This is a genomic window from Pseudoalteromonas sp. HL-AS2, from assembly GCF_031198805.1.
In the GTDB taxonomy this organism is placed as follows: domain Bacteria; phylum Pseudomonadota; class Gammaproteobacteria; order Enterobacterales; family Alteromonadaceae; genus Pseudoalteromonas; species Pseudoalteromonas nigrifaciens.
In genome coordinates this window covers 17,765-32,435 of sequence record NZ_CP133572.1, presented here as the reverse complement: position 1 = coordinate 32,435, position 14,671 = coordinate 17,765, and the positions used below count along the sequence as shown (strand labels likewise).

Here is a 14,671-nt window from a genome sequence, read left to right as displayed (position 1 = left end):
TTTTTTAGTGCAACTGCAAAGCCGATACGCAATAGCGGTGCGTTTAAGTCTTATTGATTTTTAAAGCTGAATAAACGCTGATATTAGGGCGTTATTTTTAAGTAATTTAGTAACACATTTGAATGTGTGGCATAACCTCGGTGGTGTTATTTTCAAGCCTGGCGCTAATGTTATATACCCGCTTAAGCAGCGCAGGGGTAAGCACTTCTTTTGGTGTACCGCATGCGGCTACTTCGCCATTATTAAGCATGTAAATTCGATCTGCAAAACTGGCAGCAAGCGATAGGTCGTGGATCACGGCAACCACTCCTGCGCCTTGGCTTGCAATACTTTTAGCTTGAGCCATTACATCGTATTGATGAAAAATATCTAAGCTAGAGGTGGGCTCGTCAATTAGTAAGTAAGGTGTTTTATTGGCAACTAGGCTAGGCTGAATTTGGCATAATACCCGCGCAAGTTGTACGCGCTGCTTTTCTCCGCCAGAGAGTTGTGTAAAGGTATGGGCTTTTAAGTGCGTTACACTAAGTGCTTGCATTACTTGCTCTGAAAAATGCATAAGCTGCTGTTTACTATAGTCTGCTTGATGGGCAAAGTGCGCCATATCAACCACTTCAGCTACGCTAAATGGAAAGTCGAGTTCGTAATTTTGCGTAAGCACAGCGCGTAATGTAGCCAAGCTTGCTATTGAGTAGTCGCTAAGTAGGCGATCATTAAGTGTGATATCACCATTATTAATTTTTATATCGCCGCATAAGGCTTTTAGTAACGACGATTTACCTGCTCCATTAGGGCCTATAATTACCACTAACTCGTTAGGTTTTACATAAAAGTTAATATGCTTCAGTAGTTTTTTTTGCCCAATTTGGGCCGACACATTATTAGCGCACAGCATTTATAAGCTCCGTTGCTGATAAGTTTTTAACAACATAATTAAAAAGAAAGGGCCACCAATAGCACTGGTTATTAAGCCAATAGGTAACTCTGCAGGGAGCATCACAGTGCGTGCAAATAAATCAGCAAAGCTTAATAACAACGCCCCGCCTAAAATACTTGCTGGCATTAAGTAACGATGATCGGGCCCTAAAACAAGCCTTACAATATGCGGCACAATAAAACCAACAAAGCCAATAATACCGGTAATGGAGACGGCAGCACCGGTGCACAATGCCGTACAAATAAATACCTGTTTTTTAAGCCGCGTTACATTAATGCCTAAATGTTTAGCTTGCGCTTCGCCTAGTAAATATAAATTAAGAGGTTTTGCTAGGCGTAGTAATAAAACCACACTCAAAACAATAATACATAAAGAGGGCAGCATCATGGCAAAGTGATTACCGGCTAACGACCCCATACTCCAAAATGTTAAATCGCGCAGTTGTTGCTCGTTACTAATTAATGTAAGCCCACCAATGAGCGATCCCACAATGGCGTTAACAGCAATACCTGCTAGTAATAAGCTTATAATTGTAAACTGACCACTGTGAGCGCTTAATCTATAAATAAATACACACACACTAATACAGCCAATAAATGCGCCAACCGGTACTGCATAAACACCCAAGGTGCTGCTAAAGTTAGCAAATAAACTACTGCCTAACACTATAGTGGCTACAGCGCCAAGTGCTGCACCACTCGACACACCAATTAAACCCGGATCGGCTAATGGGTTTCTAAAAATTGCCTGCATAGCACAGCCACAAGCGGCTAGCCCTGCACCTACCACCATGGCTAACACTATGCGCGGTAAGCGTATTTGCCAAATAATAGCGTTTTTTAAGCTATCAGTTTCAAGCTGGTTAATTATTGCCACTATTTCACTTAAGCTTAAATTTACGCCACCTTTACTTAGTGCAATAAAAAACATAAAAACACAGGCTAAAAATAAACAGGGAATGGCCATTTTTCGCTGTTTTTGTTCGGTTAATAGCGTACTTCCTAATGCCAGCATAGTTATTACTCACTTAGCTCAATGTTAGGTTGAGAGGCTTTAGCAAAGCGAAACTTATACGTTGCAGGTAATTTAGCATTAGGGTGTAAAACACTCGCAAGCTCTACTACTGCTTGTGGTGTACGTGGACCCATGCCTAATAAATAACTGCCGTCGAAGCTATAAACTTGCTTATTTTTAACTGCATTAGAGAACTTAAAATGTGCTAGTTTTGATACGTTTTCCAGTGGGGTGTCGCCGTGTCGTCCCATGGTAATAATTGCGTCTGGATTAAGAGCAAGGGCCGCTTCAGTTGAAAGCGGTTTCCAATTTTGTATATGCTCTGCTGCAATATTAATTGCTCCAGCGGCATTTATTAATTCATTTGCAGAGGTATTTGCCCCGGCTACAATAGGTTGCCCGCTGCGTACATTAAGAATAAAAAGTACTCTAGGCTTATAAGTACTTTGTTGTAAAACTGTGTTTAAAGCTGCTCTGTCTATTGCCAAGCTATTTGCAAGTTGCTCTCCCTTTTTAGGTACATTGAGTAAACGTGCAATGTGTTTTATTTTAGCTTCAATACCTAAAAAGTTATCTTCTTGTGTAAGTATGGTCATGTTTATTCCCGTACTTTTTAGCTGCTCTACTACCTTTTGAGGCCCTGTGTCGGCTTCGCCTAAGAGTAAATCTGGGCTGAGCGATAATATCCCCTCTGTACTTATTTTTCGTACGTACCCTATTTGCGGTTTTTTAGTCGCAGCATTTGGAAATACACTGGTGCTGTCTACACCTACAATACGATGCTGCTCATTAAAGGCATAAATAATTTCGGTTATTGAGCCTCCCGAAACAACAATTTTTTGTGCCGAAAATGGAGCTGAATTACTGCTACAAGCAAATGTTAACAGGGTAAGCGTAATTAAATATGTGAATAGGGGTTTCATAACAAATCCAATGTTGATATTATCAATAAACACGAACAATAACAGTTATCATTTATATTTAAAAGCTATGAAGTTTACTATTTTTATATTACTGTCAGCAGTTGCTCATTATATTGGGTTGTTTATGCAACCTGCTCCCCCTAAAGCTATGACATTTTCGCAGGGGCAAAAAGCCGATCGTGTAGCAATTAATATTATTAACTCAACCCAGGTTAACGCCAGTAAAGTAGCTAAAAAAATACCAGCTGAGCCAAAACTAACAGCGCCTGTGGTTAAAAACGATAATGTTAGTACTGAGTTTTCGGGCACCAAGCAGCACCTTAAAATAGTAAAAAAAACACCTAAAAATATAAAAAAAATAATAGATAACTCGCCAAAAAAACCAGCTAAAGCCAAACCGGTTAACATAGCTAAAAGCACTGAACATAAAAAGTCTGTAAAAAATGCCCCTGCAAACAAAAATAAAATAAAGCCTGCTGCGCCCAGTTCTAGTACCACAAAACTAAGTAACCAGCACTCTGCTACTAATCAATTAGTTACCGTAACCGAATTACCATTATTTAAAGCCCCTAAGCCAATATTAACGTATCCGTTACGGGCTAAAAAAAGAGGTTACGAAGGGGTTACGTTATTACAAATTGAGTTGAATAAGCAGGGGCATATAGCAAAATTAACTGTGTTAAAAAGCAGCGGATTTACTGAGCTCGACAAAGCTGCTTTAAATAATGTAGCGCAGTGGCAGTTTCATCCTGTTGTTAAAAATAACCACCCGATAAAAGCACGATTTAGCGTGCCAATTCGGTTTTCGTTAAACGTATAACAAAGAGTAATAACATGCAGTCAACTTTTAATGCGGTAGGTATTATGGCTTGGCCATTACTATTGGTGTCAATTATAGCTTTGGCTATTGTGCTGGAGCGCAGCACTATTTTAATTATTGCTAAGTGGCAATTAAAGCAACATAAACTAGGGACAAGTCAATTTGCAATTACGCTGCAAGCTAAGCAGTTGCTGCACAGTGAGCAACGTTTGCAATGGTGTCAATTGTATTTACAAGACTGCTTAATTGATTGGCGAAAACGGCTAAACATATTGAGTTTATTGGCCTCTTTAAGCCCTTTAATGGGGTTACTTGGTACTGTGTGGGGGTTGGTCGTTATGTTTAAACGTATTGCCGAAACTAACCAAGCGGTTACGCCTGCTTTACTAGCTGATGGCTTGTGGGAAGCTATGTATTCAACTATGGCTGGATTAGTTATTGCTATTCCATGTTTATTAGTTAGCGGCTTATTAAACACCATACTAGAAGGGTTACAAAATGATTTTACAAGAATTATCAATCATTTAAATTATAAGTTTACCTATAGTGACTCACCTTATGCTTAGCTTGCCACCGCGTAATACAGCGGCGCAATTAGTGCCAGACTTAACCGCTTTGCTTGATGTGTTATTTATTTTATTGGTTTTTTTATTACTTACAGCAGCGGTTAAGTTAAATATGCTTGATGTAACGCTTCCCGATACAGGTAAAAACACCAGCACACCGGTACAACAAGCAGATGTACAGGTGCTTAGTATTCGGTTAGAGCATAATAAGCTTCAATACGCCCTCGAAAAAGAATCATTTACTACGTTAAATGAAGCGATTAACGCCTTAAAAAACAGTAAAGAAAGCTTACCTCTGTATTTAGCGGTTGATCAGCAAGTACCTAGCGGCGAATTAGTAAAGCTATTAGCTAAACTTTCTGCTGAAAAGTATCAAGTTGCAAATATTTTAGTTAAAAACGATTGATAACTATTATCATTTGATGTTTATTTTGTTATAGTCAAGTTGCTTTAGGCAGTAGGGGCTAACCCAAAGCGTTATGTAATTTTTTTGCATTCAATATAAGTAGAGCAAAAGAGTAAACAAAATATAATTATTAAATGGAGTAAATAATGCGTATTACCAAACTGGCAGCTTGCCTTGCCACTCTGTCTTCGCCCTTAATGGCAGCTGATCTTGAAAACCCTAACCACACTAATATGCCGGTTACAGCACTTGATGCCGTAACCGTTACGGCAACCCGTACCGCAAAGTCTGCACTAAATTCAGCTCAAGCCGTTAATGTTATTAACGCAGAACAAATAGAGCAAGTACTTGCTAGTAGCGTATTCGACAGCCTTATTAGTATTCCTAACGTTACTGCAACCGGTGGCCCACGTAATATGGGACAAAAGTTTAATGTACGTGGTTTTAGTGACGCAGAAGATGTGTTGATAAGTGTAGATGGTGCAATTCAAACATTTGAAAAGTATCGAATGGGAAGTTTTTTTTCAGATCCTGAACTTTATCGCTCTGTAAATGTTAAACGTGGACCAAGTACTGTTTTGCATGGCGGTGGTGCTTTAGGTGGTGTGGTAGAAATGGAACTTAAAGATGCCAGCGACTTTTTAGCACCGGGTGAGCAAGGTGGCGTTAAAGTTAAGCTAGGTCACCATGGCAATAATAATGAAAATAACGGTACCGTATATGCTTATGCACGCCCTACTGACTCATTAGATATACTTACTTCGTACGTAAAGCGCAGCAGTGACGACTTTAAGTTATCAAATGGTGAAACGCTCGATAATTCGGGTATTGAGGCCGAATCGTTGCTTTTAAAAGCTGAATATTACTTAAACGAAGACTCCTTAATTGGATTGTCGTATACAAAAAGTGAAGACAATCAGCGCACCGAGTTTAATACTACCGATCCTGGCGCATGGGGTACGGTATATAGAGAAATTGAACAATCGGTTACTAATTTAAGCTATGAGCTTAACCCCGCCAATAATCCTTATGTAAATTTAACAGCACGCTTAGGGCGCACCCAAAGTCAGGTTGTTGAAAGTGATGGTTCAGGCACTTTAAAAGATTTTATTGGCTTAGAGTCTAACTACGAATACAACATAACTACACTTGATATTGCGAATACATCTTTAATTAAACAGCATACTTTAACCTATGGCATGCAGTATTCTGAAAAAGATCGAGTGGGAACCAAGTTAAGTTATCCATGCCTTAATTTAGACATGCAAACTTATCAATGTATTGATTATGCAGAGCAAGCAATACAAGACGAAATAACATCTCAGCCCGGAGGTACTCAAAAACGTATAGGCGTTTACCTACAAGACGAATTTACTTGGCAGGCATTAACGCTTACCACAGGGCTACGTTATGAAAAGTATAAAACCACAGCAACCTCTAGCTTTGCCAACTCATTTAATAATTTAGATACCGATGTTGATCACTCTCAAGTGGTGCCTGCATTAACCGCTCACTATCAAATTAATAACCAGCTAGCTGTTTTTTCAAGTTATCAGCAAGGATTTAGAGCCCCATTAATAGATGAGCTTTATGATCAATATGGTGGCCGTGATCCGGCACTCGAACTTAAAGTAGAAAACAGCACCAATAAAGAAATAGGTGCGAGTTACCAAAACCAAAACATATTTACAAACAGAGATGCTTTAACTGCCCGTGTTATTTATTTTAAAGTAAAAATAGATGACGAAATTCAATCAAACACCAATATAGCCACTAATCCCGAACCCGCAGCGCGTTATAACAATAGTGGCGAAAACCAACGAGACGGCATTGAGTTTGAAATTAATTATGCACATACCTTAGGTTATGCCAACTTTTCTTATAGTCGAATATCAGGTGAAAACCAAAACAATGAACCACTTTGGTATTTACCAGCAGATAAATTTGCACTAAGTAGCGGGTTAAACTTTTTTAACGACGTGCTAAAAACAGGCTTTAATATTCAACATGTTAATGATCGCACTGTACTTGTAGCAGGTATTGAGCAGCAACATAAAAGTTATGTTTTAGCCGGTATAAACGCCAGTTGGGATATTAACGACAGCTGGAATGCCCGCTTAGCAATAGATAATTTATTTGATAATGAATACCAAGTTATAGCGGGTACTACAGGCGCCATTGGCGACTATGGTGTTGGCCGTAATATTAAAACGCAAATTAGCTTTAAATTTTAAGTTGCCGTAATGGCCACTTAGGCCATTACCTTTTAGGAGTAAATTATGAATACCTTAGTTAACCAATACCAAACATTAAAAGTAGCGCAGCCCAATATTCGCAGTGTAGATGCCGCCGTACAACTTGGCACCACAGAAGCACAACTTATTGCTTCTCAAGTAGGGCAGCAAGCAATTAAATTAAATATTAATCAAATCGAAAACATTCTCAAAGGGTTAAAAAAGCTAGAACATGTAATGGCACTTACACGCAACGGCGTTGTAGTGAGTGAAATTAAAGGCTGCTACGAAAAACTATATACTTCACAGCGTAATAATAAAAAAATGGGAATAGCAATTAACCCAGGAGGCATAGATTTAAGGTTGTTTTTATCGCAATGGGCCAGTGTATTTGCTGTTAAGTTAAATAACATGGTGAGCATTCAGTGCTTTGATAAACATGGCCGAGCTGTTCATAAAATATTTAATACCGATAAAACTAATTTAACTGCGTATCAGGCGCTAATTAGTAAATATAGCGACCCAGAGCAAAGCACTACATTAGTGGTAGAGCCAATCAAAACCCAAGAGCTTGAGACCACACCGCAAGAAAATATAAATGTAGCAGGCTTTTTAACCGCATGGGAAAACTTGCAAGATGTGCATCATTTTCCGGCATTATTAACCGAGTTTAAAGTAGGCAGAATACAAGCACTTGAACTTGCACAGCCCAATTGGGCACAAGAAATACCAACCGCAAGCTTACCATTAATATTTAGCACGTTAAAAGAGCAGCAAAGCGAGGTAATGATTTTTGTAAATAACAACGCCGCGGTGCAAATATACTCAGGAGCACTCAATAACTTAAAGCAAGTAGGCCCTTGGTATAACGTACTTGATGAAGACTTTAATTTACATATTAAAAGTGAAGATTTAGCGCGTGCTTTTGTCGTTAAAAAGCCAACAGATAACGGTAATACTGTGGTGCACTCAATAGAGTTTTTTGATGAGAGCAGCAACACAGTGATGACCTTATTTGGCCGAAGAGTTGAAGGTAAAGAGCAACCAAAGCAGTGGATAGCACTGTGTAATAAATTAATCGACAGTTATAAAAGTTAACTTGATAAAACACATTTCTAATTATTGTCTACCTATAGGTAGGCAATAATTAACCGGAACTCTGGTTAAGAGATTTACTAGGGGCTGTTGATCTTTGTAGTACATATATCAATCAGCCCACATTGGTAGCCACATCATAGTAAATGCTAAAGCGAGCATTGAATGATAATTTCGTTCAAGCTTTTCATACCGCGTGGCTATCCCTCTATATTGCTTAATACGGCCAAATGCATTCTCAACCAAGTGCCGATATTTGTACATGCACCAGTCAATATCTTCATTGCCTACTAAACTGTTGCCCTTACGTGGAATAACGGGTGTAGCGTTATTATCACGAACAAACGCTCTCAGTTTTTCACTGTCGTAGCCTTTATCTGCGACAACCATATTACTTGTTGGGCAATTAGCTACGAGTGACTCTGCATGGACGATATCATGCGTATTTCCACAGGATAATTCATAATAAACAGGCAACCCTCCGCTATCGACTGCAAGATGAATTTTCGTAGAATTTCCACCTCGGCTCTTTCCAATTGATTCATTGTCAGCAGTTCTTGCACCGCAACTATGTTGATGAGCCCCGACAATACTGCCATCAATGAAGACCCAATCCATGTCCGCATCACGAGATAATGCGCGAAACAGTTCATTCAAAATCCCTTTTTTGGACCATAAATTAAACCGTCTGTAGATAGCACTCCAACGGCCAAAATCAGAAGGTAAATCTCGCCATGGAATACCTGTGCGCATCTTATACAGTATGCCTTCGAGCGTTTTTCTATGGTCGGGCTTATTATAAATTCGACCACTTAAGTACATTACTTTTGATAAGACATTCCATGTCCCGTCTGTTAACATTAATCTTGGCATGTAGGTTCGGTGTAAAGTTTTCTGGCGAATTCAATTATACCTTATCTTCATGCTGTTTGTTTTTCATACCACAAAGATCAACACGCCCTAACGTTTTGAATTATAATTAGATTTAAATTTATTTTCTTTAACCATAAGTTTTCAGTGAAAACAAGGCGAATTTACGCGTCAATAACTGCTTGAGATAGGTTTATTATTCGCAGCTTAGGTTAATTAGTACTGCACATTATTAAAGTTGGTTAGATTCTTGGTTATAAAGCAGGTAGTATAAAATGTATTGAATATATTATGCATGCAAGTTGTACGTGAGGTATAAACAGGGTGTTTCACAAACTATTACCAACATTAAACCTCAGGTTTCTTATACTATTACTTGTTTTGCTTGCCTCTATTGGCACCTTAGTAAGTAGTTTTTATGCTACTTATCAAGTGCAAAAAGAGCAGTTAATCAACTACACGTTACACAGTAATTACGCTTATGCTAATAAGCTTGCTTCAGCAACAGATGGCTTTCTTGAAGCGGCCATGCAACAACTAGCTTATTCAGCAAACAAGTTAGAACAAAACATAACCGATGATGAATTTTTAAAAGAGGAAGCAGCACGTTTAAAGTTACAAACGAATAGCTTTAACTCTGTAGTTATAAATATTCACGGCATAAGCGTTGCAACTTACCCTAATTTACCGCAGGTTATTAATAAACCGCTTGGCTCAGTAGGAGCCTTACAAGCACGAAAACATAAAAAGCCAATTATTAGCATGCCGTATATGTCGGCAGTAGGTAACTTAATTGTTTTTATTTCACATCCTCTGTTTTCTAACAACGGCGACTATTTAGGTTATCTTGGCGGCTCGTTGTATTTAAATGAGCGCAGCATTTTAAATAATTTATTAGAGCAAGATTACTTTAAAGACGAAACGCACATTTATGTTGTTGATAAAAACAAACAGATTTTGTATCACCCACAAGCTGCGCGTATTGGTTCTAAAATAGCTCACAACAAGGTTATAAATAAAGTTATTGAAGGGCAAAGTGGCAGTGCTAACATTGTAAATAGCTTAAACGAAAGCATGCTTGCTGGTTATGCCCCAGTTAAATTAGCTAACTGGGGAGTTGTAGTGCAACGCTCTGTTAAGAGCACATTGAGCCCGCTAGATGGGTTAATTGCACAGGTTATTAAGCGTACTTTACCAACGGTTGTAATCACATTAATTTTAATCGGCTTGTTTGCGCATTTTATTTCTAAGCCACTTAAGCGACTAGCTGATATTGCAAATAGAACTGATGAATTGAACCATGAAAGTGAGCTGAAAAAAGTTAAGTCATGGTATTTTGAAAGTCAGCAATTAAAAGTAGCAATGTTAAAAGGCGAAAGTATTTTACAGCTGCAAATAGGGCAGTTACGCCACGATGCACAAACAGATCCTCTAACGGGGCTTCATAATCGCAGAAGCTTAAAAGTATGGCTTGATAAACTAATCCACGAACAAACGTTATTTACCATTTTAGAAATAGACATCGACTTTTTTAAACGCGTAAATGACACATATGGCCATGACAAAGGCGATGAAACACTCAAAGCATTAACCGTGCTTATTCAAAGTATTGCTCGCAAAGACGATATTGTTGCGCGCATTGGCGGCGAAGAGTTTGTACTTGTAATACCTAATCAAAACAGTGAAGGTGCATTTAAAATAGCTGAAAGGTTGCGCCTTGCAGTTGAGTCGTCACATATAGATACAGTTGGTTACATAACCATATCAATAGGTATTGCTAGTTACCCAGAGCACGGCACTAATATTGAGCAAGTATTTAAAAAAGCCGATAACGCACTTTACTATGCAAAAGAGCATGGTCGTAACCGTAGCGTTATTGCTAATTTAATAGAGTAACTGAAAGACCCTTAACTAATCTAAACAAGGTTTATTATTTTAAAACTATTTAAATAATAAGCTTGACACAAATTAAAACTTCTATATAGTGGGCCGCAGCTAGAAAGAAAGTATGTAATCTATAAATCTCCATTTCGATGTTGTATAAGTAATACTTGTAGTACCGTCCTGAAGTTTTTAAAGTACCATCTCATTTTTTGCTATACCCGCTCATATGAGCATATTTTTATTTTTATATCAGGATATTACAATGTCAAACATCGTATCAGGTACAGTTAAGTGGTTTAACGAGTCTAAAGGTTTTGGTTTCATCGAGCAAGAAAACGGCCCAGACGTTTTCGCACATTTCTCAGCAATCAAAAGCGAAGGTTTCAAAACTTTAGCTGAAGGCCAACGTGTAGAGTTCACTCTTTCACAAGGTCAAAAAGGTCCACAAGCTGATAACATCACAGCTGTATAATTTTACTTTTTAAGTAAAATGAAAAAAAGCGCTTAAGGCGCTTTTTTTGTGCCTAAAATTTGGTATTCCTCGGTAACTCCCCCCACAGTATTGTATTTCAACGTATTAAATTTAACTGCCAAACTCCGTATCGATTTTGTGAATGCAATTTTATATAAAATACAGGTGCCAGGCTCCAAGCTTTAGGCTCTAGGTTTCAGGATTTATATCTCAGGCAAAATTTGCCAAGCTCAATGTGTATAGCTTTGGCCGTAAATGCAAAAGGCAGAGCTCAGGCTTGAGATATCAATCAACTATCAATTAACCAATCAACTATCAGCGAGCAGTTAGAACCCCATCCAAATTAATGGCTGCGAAAGCAGGCGGGAGTTTACCTCGCGTTTTTTACTGTGTTTTCGATGTTGGATATAAACTTACCCTGGGCGAGTAGCTTGTTACCTGCCGCACGCTCGTAGTACGAAAAACGTATTCGTAAAAGGTGATGAGATCACAAAGTAGTGATTTAAACCCTATAGATGAAATGCCAGCATGAGGTAAAAACAGGTTTATATTTCAGGTTTTGGGCGTCAGGTGTTTGATGCAAATTCAATGTTTAGCTTTGGCTGTAAATACGAAAAGGGATAGCACTCAGGCTTGAGTGCATATTCTCTCCAGCTTTGATCACCCAATTGCATTAACTTTGATCGCTTATTCTCATTAAGCTTTGATCACTAAAATCACTTGTAAATGATCACTTTTATGCTCTTAATGATTTTGCCGATCAAAGCTTAATACCACTCGTAACCGAGTTCACGTTTTATCATTTTTGTAGGTGTGTTAAACCGTTATCTGAATCGTTTGATGAGGATAACAACAATGACAACAAGACCTATATCTATGAGTAAATTACATTCCATTTTACGGCTGAAGTACTCAGCACAATTATCCCATCGAGAGATTGCCAGAAGTTTAAATATTTCACCTGGTACTGTGGCTAATTACCTTAAAAAGGCCAATGAGTTAGGCTTAAATCAATGGCCAATACCAGAGGATAAACAGCAAAATACATTTTTCAACACCAAACTCAAGCGCTTCTCAACGCGTAAAAAAAGACACCCAACGCCTGACTGGTTAAATATCAATAAAGACTTAAAACAACATAAACACCTAACATTACAGCTCGTATTTGATGAGTTACTTGAAAAAGTGGGTGAGCCTTATTACAGCTACAGTCACTTCTGCCGAGCTTATAAACAATGGTTAGGTACCCAGCGACTCTCAATGCGTCAGCAGCATAAAGGGGGTGAAAAGCTGTTTGTGGATTATTGTGGCCCCACAATTACCATTACTTGTCCGACGACACAAGAAAAGCGCACTGCTCAGATATTCGTTGCAGTGCTAGGTGCATCAAATTATACCTATGTTGAAGCAACGTATAGTCAGCAACTTGAAGATTGGGTAATGAGTCATGCGCGTTGCTTTGAATTTTTAGGCGGCGTTCCTGACGTTGTTATTCCCGATAATCTCAGAAGTGCTGTCAGTAAAACCTGTCGCTACGAGCCTGATTTAAATCCGACGTACCACCAGTTAGCCGAGTACTTTAACGTTGCTGTCATTCCGGCTAGACCTTATAAACCCAAAGATAAATCGAAGGCTGAAGTCGGCGTACAAATTGTTGAGCGTTGGATCATGGCACGCTTACGTAACCAAATCTTCCACAGCTTAGCGCAACTCAATCATGAAATAGCAAAGCTACTGGATATGATGAACAATAAGGTGATGAAGCAATATCAACAATCACGCAAACAGCTATTTGATATGGTGGATAAAAATGCATTAAAGCCATTGCCTGAAAAGCCCTATCAATATACACAAATCAAAACAGTACGTGTGCATATTGATTACCATGTTGAAATAGAAAAACATTACTACAGCGTGCCTTATCTGTGGGTTAAAAAACAATTACGCGCACACATATCCAATCAACTCGTGCAGCTTTATTATGACGGCACTTTAATAGCACAGCATCCTCGCTCAAACCGTTTAGGCGGACATACGACACAGACACATCATATGCCAAAGGCGCATCAAAAACAGCATGAGCAGTCACCGATAAATTTACGCTCATGGGCATTGAGTATCGGTGATTATACTCATCAAGTCGTTGAATTATTGCTTAATAGCAAACGTCATCCAGAGCAAGCTTATCGCACCTGTTTAGGGGTGTTAAGTTTAGCTAAAACGTATTCAAAGGAACGCCTCGAGCGAGCATGTTACCGAGCAATTTGCATGAATACGACCACACACAGATCTATTAAGCAAATGCTGCAAAAAGGGTTAGACCAACAACCATTACCCACACTCCAAACAGAGCCAGAAAAGCCAATTACACACAGCAACATACGTGGCACAGATTACTACCATTAAGGAATGCAAACATGATAGAAACAATTAATCAGCAACTTCAATTGCTCAAGTTATCGGGTATAAAGCAAGCACTCAAGCAGCAGCTTGAACAGCCAAACCTATATCAAGAACAAAGCTTTATAGAGCGCGTCAGTTTATTGCTAACGCATGAAATTGATACGCGTGACCAAAGAAAAATAGAGCGACTGGTGCGACAAGCAAAATTCCGCGTACCGGGTCAGTTAAATCAACTCATTTACTCGCCGAAGCGTAATCTAGATAAAGCACAAATACGCAGCCTCAGCCAAAACACCTGGCTGAGTTTACATCAGAATATATTAATTACAGGCGCCACAGGCTGTGGCAAAACCTACCTCGCGTGTGCCTTGGGTCACGAGCACTGTTTACAAGGAAAAAGTGTCTTCTATATTCGATTAAAAGAATTACTTGAAAGTCTATTTCTAGCACAGGCCGATGGCAGTTATCGAAAATTATTGGGTAAACTCATTAAATACGACTTACTTATTTTAGACGATTGGGGGCTAGAGCCACTCAGTGCTCAGCAACGAAGCGACTTACTTGAATTAATCGATGCTAGATATGGTTATAAATCACACATCATCATTAGTCAGTTACCACAGGAAAATTGGCACCAAATGATCGGCGAATCAACGCACGCTGATGCTATTTTAGATAGGCTGATTCATGGTGCAATTAAGTTGAATTTAAAAGGAGAATCGATACGAAAACAGTTAAATGAATTGACTGATGATGATCAGTTAAGTTAATTTAAAAATGGCTCTACAAAATGATAAATCAAGCGATCAAAGCTGATGAGAATCGGTGATCAAAGTCATGAGAATACGCACTTGAGCTGTCTGCCAGTCAACTATCAACTATCAACTATCAACTTCTTAATTATTAGCGAGTAGTTATAATCCCACCCAAGTTAATGGTTATGGAAGTAGACGGGAGTTTATCTCGCACGCTTTTTACTGCTTTATATTACGCTTATGACAGGGGACTGTTATCTGATGTTGATCTCTGGTTGCTGGTGAATACCATTTT

General features: G+C 38.7%; 13 protein-coding genes. 9 read left to right on the top strand and 4 right to left on the bottom strand.

Annotation, left to right across the window (positions count from 1 at the left end):
• Window positions 1-106 precede the first annotated feature (106 nt).
• The 3 genes from RB215_RS15060 to RB215_RS15050 are packed head-to-tail and all read right to left on the bottom strand — an operon-like array spanning window position 107 to window position 2,871.
• Complete coding sequence (locus tag RB215_RS15060) at window positions 107-892, bottom strand: heme ABC transporter ATP-binding protein (RefSeq protein WP_179807802.1); 786 nt, start codon at window positions 890-892, stop codon at window positions 107-109.
• A complete protein-coding gene (locus RB215_RS15055; RefSeq protein WP_011329709.1) occupies window positions 893-1,948 on the bottom strand; it encodes an iron ABC transporter permease in 1,056 nt (351 codons plus the stop codon).
• 5 nt (window positions 1,949-1,953) lie between these two features.
• Complete coding sequence (locus tag RB215_RS15050; RefSeq protein ID WP_309217332.1) at window positions 1,954-2,871, bottom strand: ABC transporter substrate-binding protein; 918 nt, start codon at window positions 2,869-2,871, stop codon at window positions 1,954-1,956.
• 124 nt (window positions 2,872-2,995) lie between these two features.
• Between RB215_RS15050 and RB215_RS15045 the strand changes: the two genes are divergently transcribed.
• The 5 genes from RB215_RS15045 to RB215_RS15025 all read left to right on the top strand — a co-directional run bounded on the left by RB215_RS15045 (window position 2,996) and on the right by RB215_RS15025 (window position 7,995).
• Window positions 2,996-3,691 carry a TonB family protein gene (locus tag RB215_RS15045; protein WP_309217330.1) on the top strand — a complete coding sequence of 232 codons (696 nt, stop codon included), beginning with the start codon at window positions 2,996-2,998 and terminating at the stop codon, window positions 3,689-3,691.
• A 14-nt stretch (window positions 3,692-3,705) separates the two neighbouring features.
• On the top strand, window positions 3,706-4,257 hold the full coding sequence (locus RB215_RS15040; protein ID WP_011329712.1) for a MotA/TolQ/ExbB proton channel family protein: 552 nt from the start codon (window positions 3,706-3,708) through the stop codon (window positions 4,255-4,257).
• A complete protein-coding gene (locus RB215_RS15035; protein WP_192532299.1) occupies window positions 4,250-4,663 on the top strand; it encodes a biopolymer transporter ExbD in 414 nt (137 codons plus the stop codon). The genes RB215_RS15040 and RB215_RS15035 overlap by 8 nt, the downstream gene beginning before the upstream one ends.
• Window positions 4,664-4,809: 146 nt before the next feature.
• Window positions 4,810-6,897 carry a TonB-dependent receptor domain-containing protein gene (locus RB215_RS15030; RefSeq protein WP_309217328.1) on the top strand — a complete coding sequence of 696 codons (2,088 nt, stop codon included), beginning with the start codon at window positions 4,810-4,812 and terminating at the stop codon, window positions 6,895-6,897.
• 45 nt (window positions 6,898-6,942) lie between these two features.
• The gene (locus RB215_RS15025; RefSeq protein ID WP_309217327.1) at window positions 6,943-7,995 is read left to right on the top strand and encodes a ChuX/HutX family heme-like substrate-binding protein; all 1,053 of its coding nucleotides are present in this window, start codon (window positions 6,943-6,945) and stop codon (window positions 7,993-7,995) included.
• A gap of 108 nt (window positions 7,996-8,103) precedes the next feature.
• Here RB215_RS15025 and RB215_RS15020 read toward each other — a convergent pair whose 3' ends face one another.
• A complete protein-coding gene (locus tag RB215_RS15020; RefSeq protein ID WP_309217218.1) occupies window positions 8,104-8,865 on the bottom strand; it encodes an IS5 family transposase in 762 nt (253 codons plus the stop codon).
• Between the two features lie 321 nt (window positions 8,866-9,186).
• On the opposite strand from RB215_RS15020, the gene RB215_RS15015 reads away from it, so the two are divergent.
• The 4 genes from RB215_RS15015 (at window position 9,187) to istB (ending at window position 14,391) form a co-directional block, all read left to right on the top strand.
• A complete protein-coding gene (locus RB215_RS15015) occupies window positions 9,187-10,758 on the top strand; it encodes a sensor domain-containing diguanylate cyclase (protein WP_309217325.1) in 1,572 nt (523 codons plus the stop codon).
• A gap of 250 nt (window positions 10,759-11,008) precedes the next feature.
• On the top strand, window positions 11,009-11,218 hold the full coding sequence (locus RB215_RS15010) for a cold-shock protein (RefSeq protein WP_002959120.1): 210 nt from the start codon (window positions 11,009-11,011) through the stop codon (window positions 11,216-11,218).
• Between the two features lie 855 nt (window positions 11,219-12,073).
• A complete protein-coding gene (istA, locus tag RB215_RS15005) occupies window positions 12,074-13,624 on the top strand; it encodes an IS21 family transposase (protein WP_024604872.1) in 1,551 nt (516 codons plus the stop codon).
• A gap of 11 nt (window positions 13,625-13,635) precedes the next feature.
• A complete protein-coding gene (gene istB, locus RB215_RS15000) occupies window positions 13,636-14,391 on the top strand; it encodes an IS21-like element helper ATPase IstB (protein ID WP_222714676.1) in 756 nt (251 codons plus the stop codon).
• Window positions 14,392-14,671 lie beyond the last annotated feature (280 nt).

Coding starts and splice junctions, on each gene's coding strand:
- RB215_RS15060 (WP_179807802.1), bottom strand. CDS start 892: ATGCTGTGCGCTAATAATGTGTCGGCCCAAATTGGGCAAAAAAAACTA.
- RB215_RS15055 (WP_011329709.1), bottom strand. CDS start 1,948: ATGCTGGCATTAGGAAGTACGCTATTAACCGAACAAAAACAGCGAAAA.
- RB215_RS15050 (WP_309217332.1), bottom strand. CDS start 2,871: ATGAAACCCCTATTCACATATTTAATTACGCTTACCCTGTTAACATTT.
- RB215_RS15045 (WP_309217330.1), top strand. CDS start 2,996: ATGCAACCTGCTCCCCCTAAAGCTATGACATTTTCGCAGGGGCAAAAA.
- RB215_RS15040 (WP_011329712.1), top strand. CDS start 3,706: ATGCAGTCAACTTTTAATGCGGTAGGTATTATGGCTTGGCCATTACTA.
- RB215_RS15035 (WP_192532299.1), top strand. CDS start 4,250: ATGCTTAGCTTGCCACCGCGTAATACAGCGGCGCAATTAGTGCCAGAC.
- RB215_RS15030 (WP_309217328.1), top strand. CDS start 4,810: ATGCGTATTACCAAACTGGCAGCTTGCCTTGCCACTCTGTCTTCGCCC.
- RB215_RS15025 (WP_309217327.1), top strand. CDS start 6,943: ATGAATACCTTAGTTAACCAATACCAAACATTAAAAGTAGCGCAGCCC.
- RB215_RS15020 (WP_309217218.1), bottom strand. CDS start 8,865: ATGCCAAGATTAATGTTAACAGACGGGACATGGAATGTCTTATCAAAA.
- RB215_RS15010 (WP_002959120.1), top strand. CDS start 11,009: ATGTCAAACATCGTATCAGGTACAGTTAAGTGGTTTAACGAGTCTAAA.
- istA (WP_024604872.1), top strand. CDS start 12,074: ATGACAACAAGACCTATATCTATGAGTAAATTACATTCCATTTTACGG.
- istB (WP_222714676.1), top strand. CDS start 13,636: ATGATAGAAACAATTAATCAGCAACTTCAATTGCTCAAGTTATCGGGT.